General features: G+C 59.7%; 21 protein-coding genes and 4 pseudogenes. 12 read left to right on the top strand and 13 right to left on the bottom strand.

Annotated elements, in window-relative coordinates; genetic code table 11:
* The first annotated feature begins 244 nt into the window (after window positions 1-244).
* The 4 genes and pseudogenes from ACP2YP_RS14515 (at window position 245) to ACP2YP_RS14500 (ending at window position 4,167) form a co-directional block, all read left to right on the top strand.
* Window positions 245-1,498 (top strand): tyrosine-type recombinase/integrase, encoded by a 1,254-nt coding sequence (locus tag ACP2YP_RS14515; protein WP_426424902.1) that lies wholly within the window; start codon window positions 245-247, stop codon window positions 1,496-1,498.
* 305 nt (window positions 1,499-1,803) lie between these two features.
* A pseudogene (gene tnpC, locus ACP2YP_RS14510) lies at window positions 1,804-3,277 on the top strand (IS66 family transposase); the annotation flags it as partial.
* On the top strand, window positions 3,274-3,876 hold the full coding sequence (locus ACP2YP_RS14505; protein ID WP_426424901.1) for a plasmid pRiA4b ORF-3 family protein: 603 nt from the start codon (window positions 3,274-3,276) through the stop codon (window positions 3,874-3,876). The pseudogene tnpC and the gene ACP2YP_RS14505, both read left to right, overlap by 4 nt.
* Window positions 3,877-4,002: 126 nt before the next feature.
* Window positions 4,003-4,167 carry a hypothetical protein gene (locus ACP2YP_RS14500; protein WP_426424900.1) on the top strand — a complete coding sequence of 55 codons (165 nt, stop codon included), beginning with the start codon at window positions 4,003-4,005 and terminating at the stop codon, window positions 4,165-4,167.
* 624 nt (window positions 4,168-4,791) lie between these two features.
* Here ACP2YP_RS14500 and ACP2YP_RS14495 read toward each other — a convergent pair.
* The 4 genes from ACP2YP_RS14495 to ACP2YP_RS14480 are packed head-to-tail and all read right to left on the bottom strand — an operon-like array spanning window position 4,792 to window position 10,302.
* Window positions 4,792-6,402 carry an adenylate/guanylate cyclase domain-containing protein gene (locus ACP2YP_RS14495; protein WP_426424899.1) on the bottom strand — a complete coding sequence of 537 codons (1,611 nt, stop codon included), beginning with the start codon at window positions 6,400-6,402 and terminating at the stop codon, window positions 4,792-4,794.
* 4 nt (window positions 6,403-6,406) lie between these two features.
* Window positions 6,407-6,775: a response regulator gene (locus ACP2YP_RS14490; RefSeq protein WP_426424898.1), complete on the bottom strand. Its 369-nt coding sequence runs from the start codon at window positions 6,773-6,775 to the stop codon at window positions 6,407-6,409.
* An 18-nt stretch (window positions 6,776-6,793) separates the two neighbouring features.
* Window positions 6,794-9,568, bottom strand: coding sequence for a response regulator (locus tag ACP2YP_RS14485; RefSeq protein WP_426424896.1), 2,775 nt, complete (start codon window positions 9,566-9,568; stop codon window positions 6,794-6,796).
* A gap of 14 nt (window positions 9,569-9,582) precedes the next feature.
* Window positions 9,583-10,302 carry a Tll0287-like domain-containing protein gene (locus tag ACP2YP_RS14480; RefSeq protein WP_426426155.1) on the bottom strand — a complete coding sequence of 240 codons (720 nt, stop codon included), beginning with the start codon at window positions 10,300-10,302 and terminating at the stop codon, window positions 9,583-9,585.
* Window positions 10,303-10,733: 431 nt separating this feature from the next.
* Between ACP2YP_RS14480 and ACP2YP_RS14475 the strand changes: the two are divergent.
* Together ACP2YP_RS14475 and ACP2YP_RS14470 are read left to right on the top strand one after the other, a co-directional pair.
* Window positions 10,734-10,997: pseudogene (locus tag ACP2YP_RS14475) on the top strand (transposase); the annotation flags it as partial.
* 178 nt (window positions 10,998-11,175) lie between these two features.
* Window positions 11,176-11,505 (top strand): Abi-alpha family protein, encoded by a 330-nt coding sequence (locus ACP2YP_RS14470; protein WP_426426153.1) that lies wholly within the window; start codon window positions 11,176-11,178, stop codon window positions 11,503-11,505.
* Between the two features lie 594 nt (window positions 11,506-12,099).
* Here ACP2YP_RS14470 and ACP2YP_RS14465 read toward each other — a convergent pair.
* A complete protein-coding gene (locus ACP2YP_RS14465; RefSeq protein ID WP_426424894.1) occupies window positions 12,100-12,297 on the bottom strand; it encodes a hypothetical protein in 198 nt (65 codons plus the stop codon).
* A gap of 1,085 nt (window positions 12,298-13,382) precedes the next feature.
* Here ACP2YP_RS14465 and ACP2YP_RS14460 point away from each other — a divergent pair.
* A complete protein-coding gene (locus ACP2YP_RS14460) occupies window positions 13,383-13,601 on the top strand; it encodes a hypothetical protein (RefSeq protein ID WP_426424893.1) in 219 nt (72 codons plus the stop codon).
* Between the two features lie 318 nt (window positions 13,602-13,919).
* On the opposite strand, the gene ACP2YP_RS14455 is transcribed toward ACP2YP_RS14460, so the two are convergent.
* Both ACP2YP_RS14455 and ACP2YP_RS14450 read right to left on the bottom strand, forming a co-directional pair.
* Window positions 13,920-14,249, bottom strand: a complete 330-nt coding sequence (locus ACP2YP_RS14455) for a hypothetical protein (RefSeq protein ID WP_426424892.1) — start codon at window positions 14,247-14,249, stop codon at window positions 13,920-13,922.
* A 51-nt stretch (window positions 14,250-14,300) separates the two neighbouring features.
* Entirely contained in the window at window positions 14,301-15,062 is a 762-nt protein-coding gene (locus ACP2YP_RS14450) for a hypothetical protein (protein ID WP_426424891.1), read from the bottom strand.
* 160 nt (window positions 15,063-15,222) lie between these two features.
* On the opposite strand from ACP2YP_RS14450, the gene ACP2YP_RS14445 reads away from it, so the two are divergent.
* The 4 genes and pseudogenes from ACP2YP_RS14445 (at window position 15,223) to ACP2YP_RS14430 (ending at window position 16,320) form a co-directional block, all read left to right on the top strand.
* Window positions 15,223-15,426, top strand: a complete 204-nt coding sequence (locus ACP2YP_RS14445) for a hypothetical protein (protein ID WP_426424890.1) — start codon at window positions 15,223-15,225, stop codon at window positions 15,424-15,426.
* Between the two features lie 120 nt (window positions 15,427-15,546).
* Complete coding sequence (locus tag ACP2YP_RS14440) at window positions 15,547-15,750, top strand: cold-shock protein (protein ID WP_426424889.1); 204 nt, start codon at window positions 15,547-15,549, stop codon at window positions 15,748-15,750.
* A 33-nt stretch (window positions 15,751-15,783) separates the two neighbouring features.
* Window positions 15,784-15,966 (top strand): annotated as a pseudogene (locus tag ACP2YP_RS14435) (DUF7662 domain-containing protein); the annotation flags it as partial.
* A 27-nt stretch (window positions 15,967-15,993) separates the two neighbouring features.
* The gene (locus ACP2YP_RS14430; RefSeq protein ID WP_426424887.1) at window positions 15,994-16,320 is read left to right on the top strand and encodes a hypothetical protein; all 327 of its coding nucleotides are present in this window, start codon (window positions 15,994-15,996) and stop codon (window positions 16,318-16,320) included.
* An 86-nt stretch (window positions 16,321-16,406) separates the two neighbouring features.
* On the opposite strand, the gene ACP2YP_RS14425 is transcribed toward ACP2YP_RS14430, so the two are convergent.
* From ACP2YP_RS14425 to ACP2YP_RS14415, 3 genes are all read right to left on the bottom strand, one after another.
* Complete coding sequence (locus ACP2YP_RS14425) at window positions 16,407-16,637, bottom strand: hypothetical protein (protein ID WP_426424885.1); 231 nt, start codon at window positions 16,635-16,637, stop codon at window positions 16,407-16,409.
* Window positions 16,638-16,728: 91 nt separating this feature from the next.
* Complete coding sequence (locus tag ACP2YP_RS14420) at window positions 16,729-17,208, bottom strand: hypothetical protein (protein ID WP_426424884.1); 480 nt, start codon at window positions 17,206-17,208, stop codon at window positions 16,729-16,731.
* A 282-nt stretch (window positions 17,209-17,490) separates the two neighbouring features.
* Complete coding sequence (locus ACP2YP_RS14415; RefSeq protein ID WP_426424883.1) at window positions 17,491-17,766, bottom strand: hypothetical protein; 276 nt, start codon at window positions 17,764-17,766, stop codon at window positions 17,491-17,493.
* Window positions 17,767-18,339: 573 nt separating this feature from the next.
* Here ACP2YP_RS14415 and ACP2YP_RS14410 point away from each other — a divergent pair.
* Window positions 18,340-18,594, top strand: coding sequence for a hypothetical protein (locus ACP2YP_RS14410; RefSeq protein WP_426424882.1), 255 nt, complete (start codon window positions 18,340-18,342; stop codon window positions 18,592-18,594).
* Window positions 18,595-18,753: 159 nt separating this feature from the next.
* Here ACP2YP_RS14410 and ACP2YP_RS14405 read toward each other — a convergent pair whose 3' ends face one another.
* The 3 genes and pseudogenes from ACP2YP_RS14405 to ACP2YP_RS14395 all read right to left on the bottom strand — a co-directional run bounded on the left by ACP2YP_RS14405 (window position 18,754) and on the right by ACP2YP_RS14395 (window position 21,570).
* On the bottom strand, window positions 18,754-19,128 hold the full coding sequence (locus tag ACP2YP_RS14405; RefSeq protein ID WP_426424881.1) for a hypothetical protein: 375 nt from the start codon (window positions 19,126-19,128) through the stop codon (window positions 18,754-18,756).
* 425 nt (window positions 19,129-19,553) lie between these two features.
* Window positions 19,554-19,955: pseudogene (locus ACP2YP_RS14400) on the bottom strand (type VI secretion protein); the annotation flags it as partial.
* Window positions 19,956-20,505: 550 nt separating this feature from the next.
* Window positions 20,506-21,570: an IS110 family transposase gene (locus tag ACP2YP_RS14395; protein ID WP_426420827.1), complete on the bottom strand. Its 1,065-nt coding sequence runs from the start codon at window positions 21,568-21,570 to the stop codon at window positions 20,506-20,508.
* Between the last annotated feature and the right edge of the window lie 42 nt (window positions 21,571-21,612).

Here is a 21,612-nt window from a genome sequence, read left to right as displayed (position 1 = left end):
GAACATCGTCACCCTTTATATTCCGCTATCTTTACAGTACGTTGGCTTTATAGACTATCGTCTGTCTTCGCCCAAAATCGCCGAACGCCAGCCGGTCTTGGTAAAAAAGTGGTAAGGCGAGGCATCCATCCCTTTGAAAGTATCCGTGACGGTCACACATCCGCACTGGTTCCTTGTGGAACGACTGATCACGACGAGCAAAGCATCCGTGACGGTAAGTGGTAAGCGAAAGGGGAACGTTAAAGTGGCACTCAATTCGAACCAAGTTAAATCCCTGCAAGCTGGCGCTCATGCGGATACTGGGGGACTCTACCTGGTCGTGCGCGGGAGCGGTGATCGGGTGTGGGCCTTCCGTTTCACCGACCCCGAGGGCAGACGGGCGCAGATGGAGTTCGCCAGAGCTGGCGACCGCGACAGCGCAGGGGGTGACGTTCTGACCCTAAGCAGTGCGCGCGAGAAGGCCCGCGAATATAAGGTTGCATTGAAGCGCGAGGGCATCGATCCGCGCGTCAAAAAACGGGTCACTGCTCAGAACAGCAAGACGTTCAAGGAATTTGCGGAGGAGCAGTACCCTGATTGGTGCCGGGGCTTGTCCAAAGAGGAGTTAACCCAATGGCAGCGCTCCATCCGCGATGTGCCGAACTTGCACGAGAAGAAGCTCCATGAGATCACCACCGAGCACGTGTTGGAGGCACTCAAGGCGATCTGGACCGTGAAGCCGGTCACAGCGTCGCGGACGCGCCAGCGAATCGAGCGGCTGATGGACGCAGCCAAGGCGTTGAGGCTGCGCACGGGTGAGAATCCCGCCGCATGGCGCGGCAACCTCAAACACCTGCTGCCGTCGCCCCGCAAGCTGAATCGCAAAAAGGGACATCGGTCCGCCCCATACACGAAGATGCCGCAAATGATGACAGGGCTGCGCTCTGATCCCGGCAATGCCGCGCGCTGCACAGAAGTCGGCATCCTCACTGTGTCGCGCAGCCAAGAAATCCGGCTTATGGAATGGACAGAGCTCGACCTCGAAGCGAAGACGTGGATGGTTCCAGCTGAGAAGATGAAGATAAAGGGGGACCTCGAGCCCAAACCGCATCTCGTGCCACTGTCAGATATCGCCATTGAGATCATCCAATCGATGCGGCGCACAGATAAGTATGTATTCCCCTCCGACCACGCTGAGGAACATCAGCCATTCCGGGCGAACGCTCTTGTTGGAGCTATCGAGCGCACTGCCGTCAGATCCACCATGCATGGCTGCCGCACGAGTTTCCGAAATTGGGGCGCAGACAATAAAGAGCACAATTTCCGCCGCGAAGTGCTTGAATTCTGCCTGTCTCATCGTGTCGGTGATGAGGCTGAACTGTCGTATTGGGACAGCGAGATGATCCAGCGGCGCCGCGAGGTGCTCCAGGCGTGGGCTGACTTCATCAAGCCGCGCCAGAGTGCGTCGGGGAAGCAGCCGGCCAAAAATAAACGGCAGAAGCTCAGACTCGTCGCCTAACGAGGCGCATCAAGGTTTGCACATCAAGATCATTCGCTCGACCAATTCTCGGGAACGAGGTTGGCCGCCTCTTGCCATTGCTGTTTCGACTCAGAACAGTGAGACCGGGAGCCCCGCTGCCAGCCTTGCTCACAAACAAGCGAATTGTGTGAGCGCTCCACCCAGCTTGGCCTCAAGGTGAAGCTACGACGTCAAAGCAGGCTCGCTCGATGAGACGGGACTGCAAGTCGCCCAATCCCAGCGAACATGAGCTAGCGTGGATGAGCCCAATCCCATCATGGGCGATTTGAGCGAGCGGCTGCTCACTGCTCAAGCTGGCAAAAGATGTGCAGTTCGGCCGATCGTCGGAAAAGCTGGATGCTGATCAGATACAGCTTGCTCTGGAGGACATCGAAGAGGCCCGTCGCGGCTCTCGAAGCGGCCGAGGAACGCGCCAATCCCAGAACCTGCGAGAAGAGAACTGCCGAGCGCAGAGCCAACCATGGCAAGCTGCCGGAGCATTTGCCACGCATCGTCGAAATCCTGATGCCGGCCGAGACTTGTTGTCCGTCTTGTAAGGGCGACCTCTTCGAGATTGGTCGGGATAAGAGTCAGAGGCTCGACGTCGTTCCGGCGCAGTATCGCGTCATCGTCACCCGCCGGCCCAAGCTGGCCTGCCGTGCCTGTCACGGCGTCGTCCTCCAGCACGCTGCTCCCGAGCGACTGATCAGTGGAGGATTGCCTACCGAGCGGCTCGTCGCGCATGTGATCGACGCCAAGTATCATTGGCATTTGCCGCTTTACCGCCAGGCGCAGATGCTGGCGACGCACAGCATCGCCATTGACCGTTCCACGCTCGCCTTCTGGGTCGGCTATGCCGCCCGGGAATTGAAGCCCTTGTGGCATCGTCTGCGCGAGCTTCTGCTCGCCTCTCCGAAGCTCTGTGTCGATGAGACCCGGGCGCCGGTGTTGGATCCGGGGCGCGGCAGGACGAAAACCGGCTACTTCTGGGCGCTCTCGCGCGATGACAGGCCTTGGGCCGGACCTGACCCACCTGGCGTGGTTTACGCCTATGCACTGGGCCGTGGGGCCGTTCATGGCTTGAGGCTGCTCGAGGGCTATCGCGGTATCATCCATTGCGATGGCTATCAGGCCTACAAGACCATGACCCGAGAGACGCGTGCGGACGCCCTGTCCGGGACGCTCGCCTTTTGCTGGTCGCATCTGCGGCGCCGGTTTGTGAAGATCGAGCGCGAGGCTTCGCCGGCGCCAGCTCCGGTTGCCCGCGAGGCTCTCGAGCGCATCGCCCAGCTTTACGCGGTCGAGAAAGCACTCCGCGGCCGGTCGGATGCCGAGCGCCGTGCCGGTCGACAAGCGCATGCCCGGCCTCTGGCTGCAGCCTTGAAGCAGTGGTTTGAGGCAACGCTTGATCACCTTGCGCAGAAGAGCGATACGGCGAAGGCTTTGCGTTATGCGCTGCGTCATTGGGACGGCCTGACGCTGTACCTTGATGACGGGCGCATCGAGATGGACACGAATGCGGTCGAGCGTGCGATGCGGCCGATCAAGCTCAACGCCAAGAACTCCCTTTTTGCCGGTTGCGATGAGGACGCCGAGAGTTGGGCAGTCCTGGCTTCGTTAATCGAGACCTGTAAGCTCAATAGCGTCAGTGCCGAGCACTGGCTCGCCGACGTTCTCGCGAAGCTTATCAATGATTGGCCTGCGGCGCGACTGGACGAACTGCTCCCCTGGGCGTCGACCTATACGATGCATGCACACGATCCGAAGCTGGCAGCATGAGCCTCAACACGACCGCGGTCCGGATCGAGGTGACCCTCAAGGACGTGAAACCGGAGGTGATGCGTCGTCTTGTCGTACCTGTCACCCTGCGCCTGGATCGACTGCATCTGACGCTTCAGGAGGCGTTCGGCTGGACGAACAGCCACCTCTTTGAGTTCTTCGCTGGTGAGATCCGTTGGCGGATTCCCGATCCCCACAACGATTACGGCCACCAGCCCATGGATGCCAGCAAAGCGCGGCTCTGTGATATCGTTCAAGAGACCGGCGCGAAGACGATTCATTATCTCTACGACTTCGGCGACAGCTGGGACCATGTGATCAAACTCGAAAAATGGTTCGACAACACCACGACGGAGGGACTTCCCCTCTTGCTCGAGGCCGCCGGTCGTTGTCCTCCGGAAGACGTCGGCGGTGCCCCAGGCTATGCCGAGTACCTTGATGCCATCGGTGACCCCACCCATCCGAAGCACGAACATATGCGCCTGTGGGGCCCCGACCGGTTCGGTCCCAACGTCATCGACCGGAAGGCGCTCGAGGCCGCCGTCAACGCGTTGTCCGACACGTGGAAGCCGCGGCGACGCGCCACGCGGGCCAAATAGGCGTCAACCACCAATCGAAAGGGCCGCAGAGCTACGCTTACGCTCTATTCATGGCTTTGCGAGTTCGCTCATCCAAATTTTTGTTCTAACAAGACGGCGTTCGATCTCGATAAGGAGACCGGACGGATGGTGCTGCGAAAGGTCGATACGATTACCGACGACCATCATCAAATGCTGGTCACACTGAGCATGAGCGGCGACCTTCTCACATGGCTCATCGCGCAATTCGATGGGCGTGTCGCGCAACATTTTGCGGATCAGCCGCCCGGCCAGCCCAGTTTCCCGACCTGATAAAATCCCGCAAGCTTACAACGACCTCGGCAGCAACGTCCCGGGGGTCCTCGGCGGCGGGCTGAAAGCCTCGGTGAGTTCGAGGCTAGGGGTGTCACGTCAACTTTCTTAGTTTGATTGATCTTTCCAGAACGAGCCGCGTACAATCCACGGTGCAATCAACGGTCTCTTTTGAGTCTCCCAAACCGTACCTTTGGTGTACCTGCAAGTGCCTTCCACCCACTCCAGGCTGCACCCGCGTCCGGCCACGTGATCTTCAATCGCTAGGTCGTGGGTTCGCCCGTTCGCCCGGCAGCGCGCTCAACCAAAAAGTTGGTTGAGCAAATGGTTGTTGCCACCCGGCACCACGTAGCTCCGGATGGAGATACTGGCCGAAGGACGTCCGGCTGTGTTCGTCGCGAGAGCCGCGCTTCGTCGGTCAGGGGCGCTGGGCCGCGGCGCCGAGGTCCGGCCCGTCTTCGAGAGTGACGACCCCCAGCTTGCGAGCCCACGCATAATTCTCCACAAAGGTAGTCACATCGGCTTTGGCCGCGCCGGGGCTGGTGCAGCAGGCTCGGTCTCCCCCAAAAAGCTCCCGAAACCAAGCCGCCTGTCCGCCGTCTTCCAGGAGTTGACCGGAATCCCTTAGAACCGGGGCCCGAGAAAATAGGTCGGCATCCGCCCCTTGCCTTTGATTTCGACGTGGCCGCGAGGTTCGCAACGAAAGCACTCCGCTACCCTTTTGTAAGTGACCTCCGAGATCTGGATTCGGTCGGGTTGACTCGAAGATTCCAACCGACTCGCGGTATTCACCGTGTCGCCCCAGACGTCGTAGATAAATCGGTGCTGGCCAATAATGCCGGCTACCACGTCGCCGGAATGGATGCCAATGCGCGATGACAGCTCTATTTCGAACCGCTTGCCAGTCTCGCGAACGATCTCGATCATGCCGAGAGCCATGTCCGCAACGGCGATTGCATGATCGGGGCGCTCATCAGGAAGACCTCCAGCCAGCAAATAAGCATCGCCGATGGTTTTGATTTTCTCGAGCTTGAGAGATTTCGCGAGCGCATCAAAATCGGAAAACAAGTGGTTGAGAATTTCGATAATCCGCGCCGGAGACGAGCCGCTGGCAAGGCCGGTAAAGCCGACCAGGTCCGCAAACAGGATCGTCGCATCTGGGAACCGATCGGCGATTGCCACCTCGCCCAGACGCATGCGCTCGACAACTCCCGCCGGCAGAATGTTCAACAACAGCGCGTCGGACTTGTTCTTCTCGATCCGCAATTGATCAGTGAAGGCCTGTTCTCGATCGCGTAGTCGCTTTCGTTCGAGGGTCGCCTCTATGCGCGCGGTCAGCAGCACCGGATTGAAAGGTTTCGGAATGTAGTCTTCAGCGCCCGCTTCGATGCAGCGGACGGTACTGTCGATCTCATCAAGAGCCGATATCATGATGACCGGGATATTCCGCAGGGCCGGATCCTCTTTCAAGCGCAGCAAGACTTCGAAGCCATTCATGTCCGGCATCATCAAGTCCAGCAACACCAAATCGAACGGAGTCTGCGCGATTAGCTCCAGCGCACTGGCACCCCCGTCGACCATGCAGACACCGTGACCATCGCGGCTGAGCCTGCGGGAAAGCAATTCGCGGTTAGCCAGAATATCGTCGACGACCAAGATACTGCTCGGTTGCGAACGATGGCGGCTTCGGGCCGGGCCGATCGATGCGATGACCTGGCCAACGAGATCCTGCTGCGAAGTGACGAAGAGAGGCAGACTGTCGCGCGTCCCGATTGCCCTTGAGTCAGTCATCGCGACAAGCCTATCGACCTGTTTCAGCAACTGCTGGGCAGCGGCGACCATTTTCTCGGCATCGTTGAGCAGCTGTTCGCGGCCGTTATCGCGCGCATCTTCGATGATCAGTTCGCTGTAGCCCTTGACCGCATTCAGGGGCGTTCTCAGGTCGTGGCGAAGCTTGGCCTTGAATTGAGCAAGGTCAAGCTCGGCCGATGCGGATCCTCTAAGGGTTAAGGCGACCAGCCGATGAAGCTCTTGCTGGAGCGAGAGCCCCGCGGTGCGAATGCGCGTAAGATCTTCGAGCAACGCGTCGTCATGGTCGCGGCGCGCGTCATCTATCAGGAGTTCTGCGACTTCGACAATGACCTGGGTCGAAATGCTGAACTCCTGCCGGATGAACGCCTCCAGCGCGCGACCGAAAAGCGGATCCGATTGGCCTGTGCCCGAAAGTGCATTCATAAGATCAACTAGGCGGCAATAGAGCTTCTATCTTTTCCAGCAAGCGCGACATTTCGATTGGCTTGGTGTCGTAATCGTTGCAACCCGCGCCGAGCGCTTTCTCCTTGTCCCCCGACATCGCATGTGCGGTCAACGCGATGATCGGAATATGGCCAGTTGTGGCGGATGCCTTAACCTGCCGGGTCGCCTCCCAGCCGTCGACGACCGGCAGGCTCATGTCCATGAGGATTAGATCCGGCTGTTCGGTCTCAGCCATATTGACTGCCTCGCCACCGTCAACTGCCATAACCACCTCAAATCCCTTGCGGACGAGGCGACGGGACAGCATGTCCCGGTTCATCTCATTATCTTCAACTAGCAATATTTTGGCCATTTATTTGCTGCCATCAGGTCATGTCGCCGCCGGTCGAGCTCGCCTCCCCACTGCGTTATTGATCACAGTGGCTATGTCCGTGTCGATCGATGCTCGCTTTTCGATAATCGTCTTCGCGCGTCGAACCAGAAGGTTACGCTCCTCTGCCGACAATTGCTTTGCGGTAATCACGACGACAGGAATGTGGCGCCACTCAGAGCGCTCATCAAACGCGTCCAGAAATTCGAATCCGTCCATCTCCGGCATCATGAGATCAAGAAGAATCAGCACAGGAGGGGGATTTTTGGCAAGCCAGTCGAGTGCAAGCCGGCCATTCGTGACCTCAACGAGAGGAATCGCAAGTTTCGCAATGGTATGGCGAATGGTCTGACGAGCCGCTTCGTCGTCCTCGATCATTAGGATTGGCCCTTCGTGTGGAACCAACTCGCGCAGACGCGCAGTCAGCTCCTGGCGATCGACCGGCTTTGTCATCACGTCGGCCGCGCCGAGCGAAAGGCCAATCCCACGATCCGGCGCAACCGTCACCATGATCACCGGGATGTGACGCAGATCCGGGTCGGCTTTGAAGCTGCTTAGCACCGCCCAGCCATCTGTGGTCGGCATCAAAACATCCAACGTAACCGCATCTGGACCCAGTTTGCGGGCGAGATGCAGCGCTTCTTCGCCATTGCGCGCCGTAATCACGCGATATCCTGCACGCTTCAAATAGTTTGTAAGCAAATCGCGCGCCGCCGGATCGTCATCAACGACGAGCACCGTGAAGGTGCCGCGATCGCCCTCGACCACTCCTGAACCAAGTTCTGGATCGGGCTGAACTGCCGTCGGGGGCGCATCTTCAGCGATCTCGGGAAGTACGATCGTGAACGTGGACCCCTTGTTGTGCTCGCTGTCGGCAGTGACGTCGCCGCCGAGCAAGCGGCAAAAATGTCGCGTGATAGCTAGCCCCAGGCCAGTTCCACCGAACTTCTTGGTGGTCGAGGCATCAGCCTGGCTGAACGCCTTAAATAAGCGGCCAAGCTGCTCGGGCGCCATTCCGATGCCGGTATCCGAGATGGCGATCTGCAGCGATCGATTTTCGGCGAGGCGTTTAACGGTCAGCGTCAACTTGCCCTTGTCGGTGAACTTGTTGGCATTACTCAGCACGTTGAGCAGGCTTTGCTTAAGCTTGGTTCGGTCGGTCCGTATGAAGCCGACATCTTCCGCAATGAGAACTTCGAACGAGTTTGCGTTCTTCACGATGAGCGGCGAGATGATCGCTCGGACTTCCTCGATAAGCGCCGAGACGTCGACCGACTCGAGGAAAAGCTCCATCTTGCCGGCTTCGATCTTTGACAGATCTAGGATATCGTTGATCAAGCCAAGCAGATGGCGCCCCGCCCCCTCAATCTTCTTCAGATCGGGCACGAGCTGCCCCTGGTCGTTGTCGACGGCGTCTTCCTGCAGGATCTCACTGTAGCCGATGATTGCGTTAAGTGGCGTGCGCAATTCGTGGCTCATATTGGCGAGGAACTGGCTTTTGGCCTGGTTCGCTACCTCTGACAGTTCGCGAGCCTGCTCGAGTTCCAGATTGCGCTGGCGCAATTCCGTTATGTCAGAATAGACCGCGACCGTACCACCACCCTGGATGCGGCGTTCGCTGATGCGGATGTATCGCTTTCCGTAACTATATTCGACGAAACCGTTAGGCTGCCGGTGCTGCGCCATCCGCTCAGCGACCCAGGTCTGAGGACTCTTGTCTCCGAGATTGACAATCGAGCGAGTAATGGTTGCGTCCAGGATCTCTCTGAAACTGGTTCCAACCGCGAGGATATCCGAGAGACCCGGATAAATGGAGCGGAATTGCTCGTTGAACAGCACGATGCGGTCCTCTGCATCGTACAGAACGAAGCCCTCCGATATGGTTGCAATCGCGGCGGCCATGGTCTTGCGCTGCGTATCGGCTTCCGCCGCGAAACGCTTGCGCTCCGCAAGACTGTCCCGAAAGAGCGTGAGCGTCTTCGCCATCGCGCCGATCTCATCGGGGCCCGCGGGCGGGATCGCAACTGAAACGTCGCCGGCATTGAGGCCATCGATGGCGCCGATCAAGTGGCGCAGCGGGACCGCGATTGAACGAAGGATCAACAGTGTCAACAGGACGCCGATTGCCAGAATTAAGACATCGGCGATCATCGTTCCGCGGGTTGCCGATGCAACTTCGTTGATAATCTGTTCGCGCTGCGCGCTGAGCTCGCCGCGCAATTCGCCAATTAGCGAATTCAACAGCTCGTCCACCCTGATGCTGTGATTGCGAGCTTCCGCCAACAGCGAATTGCCGATAATGCGCTGGTCGCTGGTGTACTTGTCGACCGCCTGGTTCGCGGCACTCTCGAATTTCTCCCGCTCGGCGCGAACGGCCGCAACCAACTCGGGCTTGAGCCGAGAAAGCTGATCCAGAGAATCGTCCATGCGAGCGCGCGCGCTCGCGGCGTTGCGTTCCGATACGGTAAGGAGGCTGACCGCCAAATCCGTCATCCAGTACCGCATCTCACCGAAGGCGATGCGGCTCCCGTTCGCGGAGTCGATGATCGTGCTCAGCTCACCTTCGGTGGTCACAGCGGCTGAATTGTGCGCGAGCGTTCGGAGGAGGTAGAAATTGGTGGCAATCAAAAGGCACAGCAACACGCCCGAGAGCGTGACTAGGCGGGTGCGAATGGTCAGCCGAGATAGCAGGTCGAGACCGCCGTTCCCACCAGTTGCTTCGCGCCCACCTGTCTGCGCGAGATTCCCAACGGCATGGTTCGAGGGAACGGTCATGTTACGCTTTTGGCCTATCTGAAAAGTGTAATGCTAATGACGGCGCCCAGATCGCCTTCCTTGCCGCCCTCCTTCGGATAACCAGTGATATCGGTTTCGCCTTTCGGCGACCCGTGGCAGCTAAGACAGGAGTTCGCATAATATTCGGGCATCATCATGCGAAACGCGGCTCGCCCATTGACGTTCGCCGTCGTGGAGTAAGCCTGCCCGCGCGGCCAATCCGCCTGCAGCAGTTTGTTGCGGATCACGTCCGCTTCCCACTGGTCGGGTCTCGCCTTGCGGTTACGCACGAGTTGCTCGGGCGCGGTTACCTTAACATGCGCGATGTCCCCGGCGCGACTAGCAAAGGCTTCGTTGACAAGTCGGGCAAAGACGGCCGGAATAAATGCCTTGAAGCCGACTCCCTTCGCGTTGATTGTAGCCTGGTTTGCGTCCGTCGCTTCGACAATAGCATCCATCTGCGCATGCAGCAGCTTTCCGAGGCGCGTCGTTGGGTCAACAGCCTCAGGATCCACACCTGAACTCTTTTTGTACAACTCGATGCTCTGCCGCAGCACGACCCGACCGCTCAGGCCTTTGTCCCCGAGGTTCGGATCATTAATGAGGCTTTGATTGTTGGAAATGACCTGCCTCGCGGCGCGCAGAAGACCCGCTAGGCTATTTGCGATGGCGGCATCATCGCCTATCTCGGAAGTGGCGCCGAGCGGAGACGCGGGGAACGACCCAATGCCCATCAACAGAAAAACAAACGCTAAGCCAATACGGCCGGTCGCTGACCTTTTTAATCGGTACACGAAACAGCTCCCACCCAAAACGACAATGCACGATCGGACAGCAAAAACGCTGCGATTGCAAGCTCCTGTCGCTATTGCGCGCCAAATGGAAACCGCGTTCCACCCATCTCCTTATGGCACGGGACCGCAGGCTGAACTGTTAACCGGCTCACATATCCCCGCAGATTACCACCGCCTCGGACCAAGATCCGGAGCGCCTCTTGGCGCCGGCGGTCCTTTATCCCATTGTCCCAAAAGCTGTGCGAGGCCGGCAAAGACCCCGCTTGATCGAGCAGCGAAAGTGAGCATTTCCGACAAGTCGGCCGAGGGTTATATGGCGAGATCGGACGCAGCCCCAGTAAGTTAGGTGTCTATGGAGCAGGAGGTGCGTCATGGAGAGAAGGCAGTTTACGCGGGAGTTCAAGCTTGAGGCCGTTCGGCTGATCAAGCAGCGAGGCGTGTCGTATGCGCAGGCGTAGAAAGACCTGGGCATTCATCCGACACAGTTGCGCAGCTGGGTGAAGCAGCTTGCGGACGATCCGCAACATGCATTCCCCGGCCACGGTCAGATGAAGCCGGAGCAGTTGGAGATCGCGCAGCTGAAGCGCGAGGTCACCAAGCTGAAGGCCGAACGGGACATCCTAAAAAAGCCGCGGGCCTCCTCGGCGCTCGCGATTTTCCGCCATTCGTGTGTGCCATCGTTCCTTGCGCGCGCCCTTGATCGGACGGAAGGTTAGCCGAAACAGGTTTGGCGATCGACGGTTTGCGCTGCCAACCCGGCCCTTGCGGTGACCTGAATGAACCCGAGCGCCTCAGCTTTCCGAACAGGACCGCATCACTCCGGCCCCTCAAACTCTCGGCCCGATCATCGAAGCTTTTCGGCATGAGTCAGAGGGAACCAATATAGATGCGAAGTTTTCCGAGTTGCTCAGCACCTCGGGGCATGCATCGCGCACGAAAGATGCTCACCCCGCCTTTGTCACAATTGTCAGAGCACTGTCCTCTGACGAGGCGAGGCTCCTCCACGCGGTCGCCGAGAAGCAGCTAGGCGCGACGAATAGCCTTTTCGCTCCGCCTGTTATCGAGTCGGTTGGCCTTCCTGCGGGGCTCGCATATCCTGACAATCCAGGGCGTACTTTGGTCACTTGGTTCAACTCGGCCTGATCGGCGAGCAGCCTCAACCGGGACGCCCTCACGACCCTATCGTCGTTGACGGCCGACAAACCGGACTTCGGAGCCACATCGAATTTTCCTGACGATTTGGGGGTAGCAGTTCATGCGAGCCGCCTCGTACGGCGACGAATGAAACCGGGTGGGAGCTCGGAACGCGCGCGAGCTTACTGCGCATGGGGATTGACCCGCCAGGCGGCAACCTGGTGACGCTGCCGGATCCCCGCGAGCACATCGCGAAGCTGCCGAAGAAGGAGCACGTAGCGCCGGAGTGGCAGGCAGCCATTGGAAGCGCTGATCCTGGGGGTGGGGATCAATGACCCGTCTTCGTAAGACGGGAAAGGCCGCAGAGTGGTTCCAGTCCCTAGCGGCCATCCCGGGCAACTTGAAATTGGCTGGTACTGAAATCTCGCCAGTGTTCTCACAGTAGAACACCACGTTCCGAAAATGGAGTCCGTAAGAGGATTGCTGCTAGAGAGCGAACATGGCACGGTTTGGCTTCCAGCCCCCAATGCTCCCGGCTGCCGATCCAATTGCGGAGTTGAGCGCGGGAGAGCTTGGGCCTCCAAAACCGACCTGAGCAGATATTCAGCGCCACATCGTGAGAGGATTGAGCGCCTTGCGCCCAGCCGCCTTTAGTGCGTCTTTCGAAAATTGCCCCTGCGCCGCTGCCTCAAGGAGCTTCGATGCAACGTGCGTTCTGGCGCCCGTTTCATTGACGGGGATGTTTTTGCAAACTTCCTCAAATACCGCTCTCAGAAGCGCAGTTGTTTCCGCACTGAACATGCACCAACCTTAAAGCACAACGAGGACAGGGAACGCCACGCGAGCGGAGTATGGTCGTTCGCGGGCTGTTCGTGCATTCCGGTCTGGGCAGCTAAATCCCAGCGCCGACGATTTGGCACATGTCCGTCAAAGTATTATGACGACGAGGATTGATCCGCCAAAGCGTATAGGCTGGGCCACGTCATTTCTGCAGTTGGATACCTAAGTTTTCCGCCACACGCTTGACCGATGAAACGTATCTTTCTAATTCGCGGGCAATTTCGACCTGTCGCGCGCCTTCCCGGGCCAATTTGAGCAAGAGTTGCACCTCTGCCTCAGTCCACTTCTTGGGCTTCTCGTACCTTATCATTCTCGCGGCTCCGCAGTATTCGGCGCGTTGGCTCAAAAAAGTTGGCTTTAAAACGGAAGAAGCCCACCAGATTTTACCAGCGGGCCTCCGACCAAAAGTCGCAGTGAGTTCACCATCGCGACCGGCACATATGAACAGAACTTGATTTACGTTTGATTAGCGGGGCCATCGTATGTTCGTTGGGACGAGGGCCGCTGGGGACATACGCGGCCTTGCTTGGGGTTGAAGGCCCGCCAACAGCCAGCCCCGGCGGGCCTTTCCTCACTCACTCCAACCTGCATTAAGGACCTTTTGAGTTTCATTTTCGGAACTCGCGAAAATGATTCGCGCGACAAATCAAGCTCGGTTAAAAAAGTCCTTACCGGGGCTGGCTGCATATTTCACTTAGATCTTTTTCACCCGGTTCTTTTTGACAATGCGGGCCGCAGCGATTTCGTGTCGCTGCGGCCTTCGTATTTGTCGATCCGCGGAGCAAAGAAATTGCCGCCGACCTCGTGAGCCGGCGGCGGGAGTTAGCAGAGATATAACCGGTGGGCACCGGTCGCTTGATGTTCATGTAGCATAAGTCCGCCAGCGTGACCGGTTGGCCCACCCGTAAATTTCCCAGGGTCGTCAGTCCCGTCTATACGCCCCAGGCCGTGAGCAACTGCAGCAACGATGTTGCTTGCCGTCGGGATCGCGCGCGGTAATCTCACCTCATTGCGGACTATCGATTTCAGCACCTTGGGGGTTGCCGGTGACGAACGACACAGCCGTGTTCGACGCAATGCGTCTTGATCCGACGACCGGGGAAAAAGAATGGATCGGGCGAATGGGCACGCGCTCGGCGATCGCCAGAGACGGGCTTGAGATCGATCAGGCGTCGCTCGGCTACTGCCCCCACGAATGGCTCGACCCGACCGGCTATGTCGATCTGGAGTTGGCGCGACAATTCCCACTGATGCTTGCGGTTTAAGGAAGAGATGAACGCCCCGCCTTCGGAAGCGACGGTTCGGCGGCTGCTCGGCCGTTTGGCGAAACACCGTCGGCCATCCCAAGGGCTGCCATCGGTACCTCAGGCGACCGACACCGATCCAAACAGGGAATTCGCGCGGAGCGAACAGACTGCAGGTTGGTTCTTCGCTTTCTTGTCGATCTTCATCCTACTCTACGCGATCGTCGAGAAGATGCACGTAAGATAGGCGTCGCCGAGCGGCAAAGCGCACTCGCCGCTCGGCAGAAAACTAGGAAACATGGCCCTATTTCACCGTATTCGGAGCACCCGCAAGACGGTTCAGGAATGGCGGAGTTGGTGTTCCCATTCCCCGGGCTTGAAAAGCACGACGTTGAATGAACCCACGCGATCCCAGCGCAGCTCGAGCACATGCGCGCCGTCCCATGTGACGCGAAGCCGCGACCATTCGAATTCGTAGGCATCCGCGCGCCACGGCGCGAGCAACTCGATGAACAGGCGGCCGCGGCTATATGTCATTTCGCGCTTGTCCTCGCCTTCCAGCTTGAAGTTGCCTTCGATCTTGCCGTCGCGCGCGAGCCGGTACGCGGCGCGGCCGAGGGTTTTTGCCCTCTCCACTCTTGCGGCGCGATCTCCGCGCGGCATCGGCATCGCTCCCTCACATGGTGAGAGCGGAGGCCGGAGCCGCCGCCCCGTGTCGTCTCAGGTCGCAGTCATCGCGAGGAGATCGCGGACGATCGCCGCCACCATCAGATCGTGGGAGCAATCATCCTCCCCCGTGTCGTCGACGACCTCGGCGACGGCCAACGCACGCACGCGGAGACCGGCCGGCGTCTTTGCCTGGATCGCCGCGATCTCTTTTCCGAGAGATCGCTTCATGTCCACGACATGGTCCATTGCTTCGTACGCCGCATTTACGCCTGCTACTTCGTCGGCGTCCCAGCTTGCGTCGAGCCAGCCCTTCCACGCCTGCTCGATCTCATCGATCCGGGCCTTCTGCGCCGGGATCAGCTCCAGATCCAGCGGTGGCGGGGCATACCGCAAAAGCCGGATCTCTTCGGAGGTGTAGAACGCGCTGAGGTTGGGGTCGACTGAGAAGCCCGCTTTGTGGTCCGCCTCATGGAACGGCAGGTTTAGCCCAAACACGTGATCTTCAAGGCGATGCCTTAGAGCGCCGGGACGTGCGACCGTGCGAGCCTCCTCGCAACACCGCTCGTAAGTTTCGAGGGCAGCATCCCCCAAGGCGCATAGGTGCTGGAAGCGCTCGCCGAGCGCGAGGAGACGAGCGTCCGGATGCCGAGCCGGAGGCGGCAACTGATGCGGCCGGTACCAATCCGGCCGCCATGCCAGCGACCGCGGCGGGACAGCGTCAACGCGAAACCGGATGCGGGTGCGGGGGGCCGCAGCCAGCGTCGCGACGACGGCGCGGCGGCTTGGCTTGGTGGCCTCGGCGTGGTCGCGCATGGGCGGCCTCGCCCGAGGCTCTGGCGTGCCTTCTGACGTGGCAACGGATTTGCTATGTGCTGGGATAGCCTTGGTCACGGGTTACCTCCTTTGACCGGGGTAGGCCCGGCGCGGGAGCTTTCATCTTCCCGTAGGGCTGTTACCGTGATATCAGGGAATCATGAAAAAGAGGACCGTGATCGCACAGAAACGGCGCGGACCACCTGCTACCGGCAAGGGCACGCCGATCGTGGTGAGGATGCAACCGGACGTGCTGGCGACATTGGATGGCTGGATCGCCCGGCAGGCGCCACCATTCCCCACCCGCCCGGAGGCCGTTCGCCGGCTGGTCGAGCTCGGGCTGAAGGCAAAGCCGACGGGTTGATTGGCTGGAAAATCCGTCCCCTCGGGGCGATTGCGCGCGCGAGCGGCCGACATGGTCCGCTCTTGCGGTCACCAGTTTCGCCGACCTACAGTAAGGCGTTTTCATTTAAGGGAGCGTGCGGTGGCGACCGGAATTGTGAAGTGGTTCAACCCGACTAAGGGTTACGGGTTCATTCAGCCCGACAACGGCGGCAAGGACGTATTCGTCCATATCTCAGCAGTCGAGAAAGCGGGTCTCAGCACTCTCAACGAGGGCGCGAAGGTCAGCTACGAGGAACGCGAAAATCGCGGCAAGTCGTCCGCGGAGAACCTGAGAGTTGGTTGATCTGGCCTCGCTTCCCGGGCTGGAGACACGGTCATTCGAAAATCAATATACGAGCCGCTGGAGCGGTGGCTGAAGCAAGAGGCCGAGGCGCGAAGCGTCAGACTGACGTTCTCCGAGGTCGAGACCATCCTTGGACGAAAACTCCCTTCATCGGCTTATAGGTTCTCCGCTTGGTGGGGCAACGAGAGCTCATTACGAGCGGGGCACACGCAAACAAGGGCCTGGGGGAGCGCTGGCTTCCGCGTGAGGGTCTCCCTCAAGCAGCGCATCGTCGATTTCGAGAGGGTCCTGCGCGCGCAGGCCGACCACGATCCGAAACCGCAGATTAAGGGGGGAGACATGAACCGACTTCAAAAGTTCGTCGAGCAAGGCGCCTACGGCGAGCGACCTGGCCGCATCGCCTACGCATTCAATGCAGCTGTCCTGCCTGAGCCGACCAGAGGTCTCGACTGGAGACCGGTGCCCGACTTCAGTCCCGGCGACGCTATCTTGCAAGATCCAGGTCTAAAGGACGTGTTCGCGGCGGCGATCAAAGAAGGCTGCGCTATCGCAACACGAGGCCTCAAGTGATCGCCGGACATCTGCGCCTCTAAACGCAGATGAGCGCGCCCGAACGAGCGCCAAGCGCTTACGTCCACCAAGCCAAATCGGTTTATTCAGTCGCGAGATCTGGCAAACTTGATCCCGCTGATGCGTATCCAAGCATCATCTGGCAATGATGGGCCGCGATAGGGCAAGTCATTTTCGCATGCCGCCATCTCGTCGACTTTGTCATAGAGCTTTGCGGGCAAGATAATCTCGACTTGCTCAAGGTCATTTTCGTTGCCGCCGGCCTCTAAGACGGCGCGTGCCAAGGCCACCGCGGCCCTTGCAAAATCGGAAATCATTTTTGTTCAATCTCACCAGTCAGAATGCGCGAAGGAGATCATGCTACCCGCCGGCGCGCAAGCTCCCCCCCTCGGGATGGGTATCTTAAAGTCACCCGTTCGATCGCCGCGCCAGTTCCTCAAGCATCGCGGCCTTTTTGGCCTCGATGAAGGTCTGATATCGAAGCGTAGGCTCGACGCTCCCTGCCTCCTTGAACGCGGCATTCCAATCTCGCATCTCGCCGCTCGCAGCCATGCACTCGAAGGCATCCTCCACCGCAGCGACCGCAGCGCGGGCGCGCTGCACGGCTGTGATGTGTTTCGTGATGCCGATGCCGAGACCGGCGGCCATCTCGTCGAGCTTGCGCGCGAGCACTTCAGGCGAGGCGGATTGCTTCCACTCGTAAAGGTGATAGCTGAGCCGGAAGTGATCGCCGCGGAGACAACAATAGCTGATGCGGCTTGGATGCTCGTCAACCGTTGCGACGTCGGCCGCGCCGATGTGGCCCTCCTCGTCGATCCAAATCGCGGCGACGCCGGAGGCGCGAAGGTAATAGTCGGCGAGATCGTCCTGCTTGCGTCCGTTGCCCATGGCCCGGTCTGATCGGTCTCCGATTTGCGACGATGCGTCAAGCATGCAGACCCACATGACGCGATCACCTTAACCGGGACTTGATGCTAGATTTAGTCCTCATAAGAGTTGCAATCGCTACCCTTGTTGCTCTCCTCGCGCTTCGTTTCGTGGACAAGCAATTGAACAGCGGCCGCTACTTCCGCGCAGCGACGATGATGCTGTCCAACATCAGCAGGTCATTCAGCTAGGCTCTTCGCAACACCGGCGTTCGCGCGCGACTAGCCCTCGCAACGGCCTTGTTCACTGAGGATCGCGTCGACGTAGCTTTGCGATGGTGGAAGAGGCAAATTCTTCCCGCTCGCGCGCTAAGCGGCGTTGATGAGCTCGGAAGTTCGCTACGCGCTTGCCGATTTTTTCGCGCTCGGACCCACCCCAGTCAATCGGTCGGAGCACGGAGGTTTGGACGACGACAGTCGGCGGCGCGTGCTGCGGGCTCACAATCTTGCCAGCGACACCGTGTGCATACGCGTCGGTCTGGGCCCGCAGCGCTTCAAGTTCTACCCTCCAGTCGCTCATGACGTTTCCCCACAGTTGCACAACATATACCGCGAAGGCCCAGGGGACGCGAGTCCGCGGCGCGCAGCGGTTCCGGAATTAACCGGCGGCCACGACATCAAGCTTAATTCGCGAGTTCGATTGCTGGCGCGCCGAGGCCGGCTAAGTTGAGCGCACCGGACATTGCCCCGTCCGGGATCCCCGTGGCGAATTCGGCGCGCCACCATACTTGGCGCGTCGACTTTTGCTTCCGACAAGCGCGGCCCCTATTGCATGCGAAAATTAGCCTCCGTTGCTCTCACGTACATTTGCCTGTTGGCGCTGGTCATCACCGGCATGGCGCGCGCCGGAATGGAGGCGAAAGAGCGCAAGTCCCACAGTTTCGCGCGATCGCAAGATGAGCTCTGAGCCCCTCTCAGCCGTACATGCCCGGCTCCGGCAGTTGATGGCGGATGTAATCTCGCTCCGCAAGCAAGTCGCCAAGGCTGAACGAGAGGCCGCATCCGCAGCCTCAGACGGATCAGCGACCGAACGGCAATCGAAAACCGCGCGGCTGACCGGACCTCCAGCATTACCTAGCCAAGAGCGCTGCAAATGACCGAGTTTGACGTCCTCTCCGACCACTTCATTGTTAAGATGTATGGTTCGATCCGGAAGGAAGTCATGGCCGACGCTTCGGCCGGCACCCGCCTTGTGGGCTTGCCCGCGCGGCGGCGCGCTGAACAGCTGCGCCAAGAGATCGATCGCCGCGGTCTCTTCTGCACTGAAATTGAATGGCCCAAGCATCTCGAAGCTGGAGGTGACATGTGCGAACTGACCGCTGGACCCCTAAAGATGACCTCAAGCTGATCGTTCTCAAGGCGCCCGGGGTTCCGACTGATAGGCTTGCCCGCCTGCTCGGTCGCGGATCGACGAACGCGATCCGCGAATCGCCTGCAACGTCTGAGGCAAAAGCTACGTGACGAGCAATCGTTGGCGTAGGTTTACTTTATCCAGAGCGCGTCGGCGCTATCGAATTTCAGATATCCAGCTGGGACGAGCGACCGCCGAAGGCTCGGATTTGCTCGCCAGCTCCGAGCATCCGCGGCAGATGACCAGCTTGGCCGCGAGCCGCTTGTCGCGATCGGCGTCTATCCTTCTCTGGGCGGCAAACCACTCTGAAGATTTGGGCGGCAGGCTGGCGAGCAGCGCATCCTCTCCCGCGGTCGGATCGATTGTGGGGGCCGTTGTTGCGAGGCGCTGGCGATGAAGCGGCGCCGGCAAATTGGGATCTCGGCCAAGCCCGTCCCACGCAATCGGACCGCCCCGCTGCGGAAGCGGCCCAACAGCACATGCCGACAGGATGAGCCCCATAACCAGCAGGCAGACCGTGCGCTTGATCATTCCTGTCCTCGCGCGGCGACCGCCGTCAGTTTCCCGCCGGGAACATCTCAGCCCTTTATGGTTAGCAAAACGTTAATGGCGTTGCCCATCACTGCCGCTGGTACGGCGGCATAGCGCCCCCGCCCGCCAGCTTCCTCAGGTATCTAGGACGTCTCGCTTGCCTGCGACATCGGCCGGCCGCGGTTGAGCGCAACGTCCTTGAAGATGCTGCCGTGGGGCGCGGCCGAGAACTTCGTGCCGTGGGGAAAGCCGTCGAGGCCAATCTTCACATCCAGGCTGTTTTTCAGCCCGCCGGTATCGAAGCCCTTCATGCCGCGCTTCAGCAACTCGGCGTCGCTGGGCACGTTGCGCCCGCGGCGCACCATGTCGCGAAGACATGCCCTCTTCTCCTCCATGGGCCCGGTGTAGGACTCCAATGCAGTGAGACACCGTTCCGCAAAGGCCGCACCATCAGCACGGTCGCTGCCGACATCGAACATCTCGGCCCGCTCGCCGTCTTGGGTCACCCCATCGCGCTTTAGGTATGAAAGATGAGCAGTCAGCGGCGCCGAGCGGAATGAACGTCCCTTATGACGGACGACCCGCGCCTTCATCACAACGCGCCGTGTCGGGCTGAACAACCTGCTGTGGCCAAACGCGAGCCTGCCACGTCCAAACGTCGAGCGCCCATACGCAGCGGAACTCCGGCCCGCCGCAGCCTGACCTGAGGTATGCCCGGCTTTCTTCGTGGTGCGTAGCACCTGGTTGATGAAGCTCTTCGGCTTTTGCGCACGGGTGCTGCGGATACGCCCAGGCCGAATACGCAGATCGCTGTCGCCCCCGGTCATCACTGGGCCTCAAACAGCGCTAAAGCAGCTACAGTGTCGAAAATGCCCTTGATTGCATTGTTCAAAACCCAAGGCGCGGCACGCGCCCCAACCGATCGGCACGCCAGGACCCAAGCCATGTCAATGGCTTGCGGTTCGACAGGCGAGCGTCTTTTATCTCGCCTTCCTAATCGGGCGTGCAAAGTCAACTCTCTCCTACGCTTTTTTGCGATTTCTCCAAACAAGCAGCGCTCCTTTCTCGCTGCTTCGATTGCGAGCAGCGTTCGCCATCAGCACGGTCACGACTTGCACTCTCCAGGCGGGGTCCATGCGTTCCTTCGCGTTCAGCACCGGGCTGTCGCATGCTCTTCATCAGGTTCGTAAACAGGGCTGTCCAAGCAGTCCGGCGCTCTCATCCCCGAAGGGCGGTGGCAGGCAAGAGATAGCGGACATTCCCCGTTTCGCGGCCCCGCCAGGGGACGCTCACCGCGCGCGCGGATCTCTAATCTTTGCTCCTCTTCAACATGCTGGATGCAGCACCAGCGCCAATCCCTCGTAATGCCCGCAGCAATTACTGCGCCGACTTCAATCGCAGTCGCTGCGTCACCTTGGCGCCGAATCCGACATGGAAGTCGGTCTCGTTGACCCACATCCGATGCAGGATACCGGCGAGCTTGCGCGCGACCGCGACGATCGCGCACAACATGCTCGACCGTTTGGCTATCCGCAGGCCCCATGCACGCAATGCGGACCATTTCCTGACCCGCAGCAGCAGGCTTGCGGCAGCCTCGCACAACGCCTCCCGAACGGCGACGTCGCCGTGCTTGCTGATGCGACCTTCATAATCGATGGATGTTCCCGACTGGTGTCGCCTCGGCGTCAGACCAAAATGCGCTCCAACCGTTCGAGATCGCGCGAACCGCCGAGGGTCATCGACACCGACCTTGAACGAAAGCGCAGCAACGGGACCGACGCCGGGTACGGTCATCAAACGACGACAAACCGCATCATGCTGGACCACCTGCAGGAGCACTTTATGCAATCTTTCGTAGCCCTCGAAGACTGCTCGCCGCACGTCCAGCATGGCTTCAATCATCATGGAAAAAACCGGATCGCTGTGCTCGAGTAACTCGCGGACCCGTGCTTCGTAGCCCCCGCGGCCGACGGCTCCCATCAGCAAGCCGTAGGCCCTGAGCGTGCCACGAACGTGGTTCTCGATATCGATCAATTTGCGCTTGAGGAGCTTCCTGTTGGCCAGCAGCGAGCGCATCTTCTGCATGTCGATATTCTTGACATGGACCGCGCGGTACCAGCCCAATCGCATCATCTGCGCGATGCCACGTGCATCATTGCGGTCGGTTTTGTTACGCATCGTGGAGAGCGAAACGCGCATATGGCGGGCCTCAACAACGATGATCGGTACCCCAAGCGGCTGCAGTTCGCGGTACAACCAGATGCCCAGCGACGACGCCTCAACGCCTACGCGATCGAGGCGATCCGCGGAGCCCTCAAGAGCGCAGCGGATCGCCTCCGGCTCCGTGCTAACCTTGACCTCGCGAACCGTGGCACCCGCGCTGTCCACGATGCAAACATTGGTTTCCTCAAGACCGACGTCCAATCCAACGTAAAGTGTCATCGGAGCTCTCCTTTGTGGCAACGACCACCTAATTCGTTGCAC

Source organism: Bradyrhizobium genosp. A (genome assembly GCF_049949275.1).
Classification (GTDB): Bacteria; Pseudomonadota; Alphaproteobacteria; order Rhizobiales; family Xanthobacteraceae; genus Bradyrhizobium.
This window is presented reverse-complemented; position numbering and strand designations above follow the sequence as displayed.

Coding starts and splice junctions, on each gene's coding strand:
- ACP2YP_RS14450 (WP_426424891.1), bottom strand. CDS start 15,062: ATGCGCGACCACGCCGAGGCCACCAAGCCAAGCCGCCGCGCCGTCGTC.
- ACP2YP_RS14420 (WP_426424884.1), bottom strand. CDS start 17,208: ATGGGCAACGGACGCAAGCAGGACGATCTCGCCGACTATTACCTTCGC.
- ACP2YP_RS14505 (WP_426424901.1), top strand. CDS start 3,274: ATGAGCCTCAACACGACCGCGGTCCGGATCGAGGTGACCCTCAAGGAC.
- ACP2YP_RS14465 (WP_426424894.1), bottom strand. CDS start 12,297: ATGTTCAGTGCGGAAACAACTGCGCTTCTGAGAGCGGTATTTGAGGAA.
- ACP2YP_RS14405 (WP_426424881.1), bottom strand. CDS start 19,128: ATGATCAAGCGCACGGTCTGCCTGCTGGTTATGGGGCTCATCCTGTCG.
- ACP2YP_RS14415 (WP_426424883.1), bottom strand. CDS start 17,766: ATGAGCGACTGGAGGGTAGAACTTGAAGCGCTGCGGGCCCAGACCGAC.
- ACP2YP_RS14490 (WP_426424898.1), bottom strand. CDS start 6,775: ATGGCCAAAATATTGCTAGTTGAAGATAATGAGATGAACCGGGACATG.
- ACP2YP_RS14500 (WP_426424900.1), top strand. CDS start 4,003: ATGGTGCTGCGAAAGGTCGATACGATTACCGACGACCATCATCAAATG.
- ACP2YP_RS14395 (WP_426420827.1), bottom strand. CDS start 21,570: ATGACACTTTACGTTGGATTGGACGTCGGTCTTGAGGAAACCAATGTT.
- ACP2YP_RS14480 (WP_426426155.1), bottom strand. CDS start 10,302: ATGGGCATTGGGTCGTTCCCCGCGTCTCCGCTCGGCGCCACTTCCGAG.
- ACP2YP_RS14425 (WP_426424885.1), bottom strand. CDS start 16,637: ATGATTTCCGATTTTGCAAGGGCCGCGGTGGCCTTGGCACGCGCCGTC.
- ACP2YP_RS14495 (WP_426424899.1), bottom strand. CDS start 6,402: ATGAATGCACTTTCGGGCACAGGCCAATCGGATCCGCTTTTCGGTCGC.
- ACP2YP_RS14455 (WP_426424892.1), bottom strand. CDS start 14,249: ATGCCGATGCCGCGCGGAGATCGCGCCGCAAGAGTGGAGAGGGCAAAA.
- ACP2YP_RS14485 (WP_426424896.1), bottom strand. CDS start 9,568: ATGACCGTTCCCTCGAACCATGCCGTTGGGAATCTCGCGCAGACAGGT.
- ACP2YP_RS14410 (WP_426424882.1), top strand. CDS start 18,340: ATGACCGAGTTTGACGTCCTCTCCGACCACTTCATTGTTAAGATGTAT.
- ACP2YP_RS14445 (WP_426424890.1), top strand. CDS start 15,223: ATGAAAAAGAGGACCGTGATCGCACAGAAACGGCGCGGACCACCTGCT.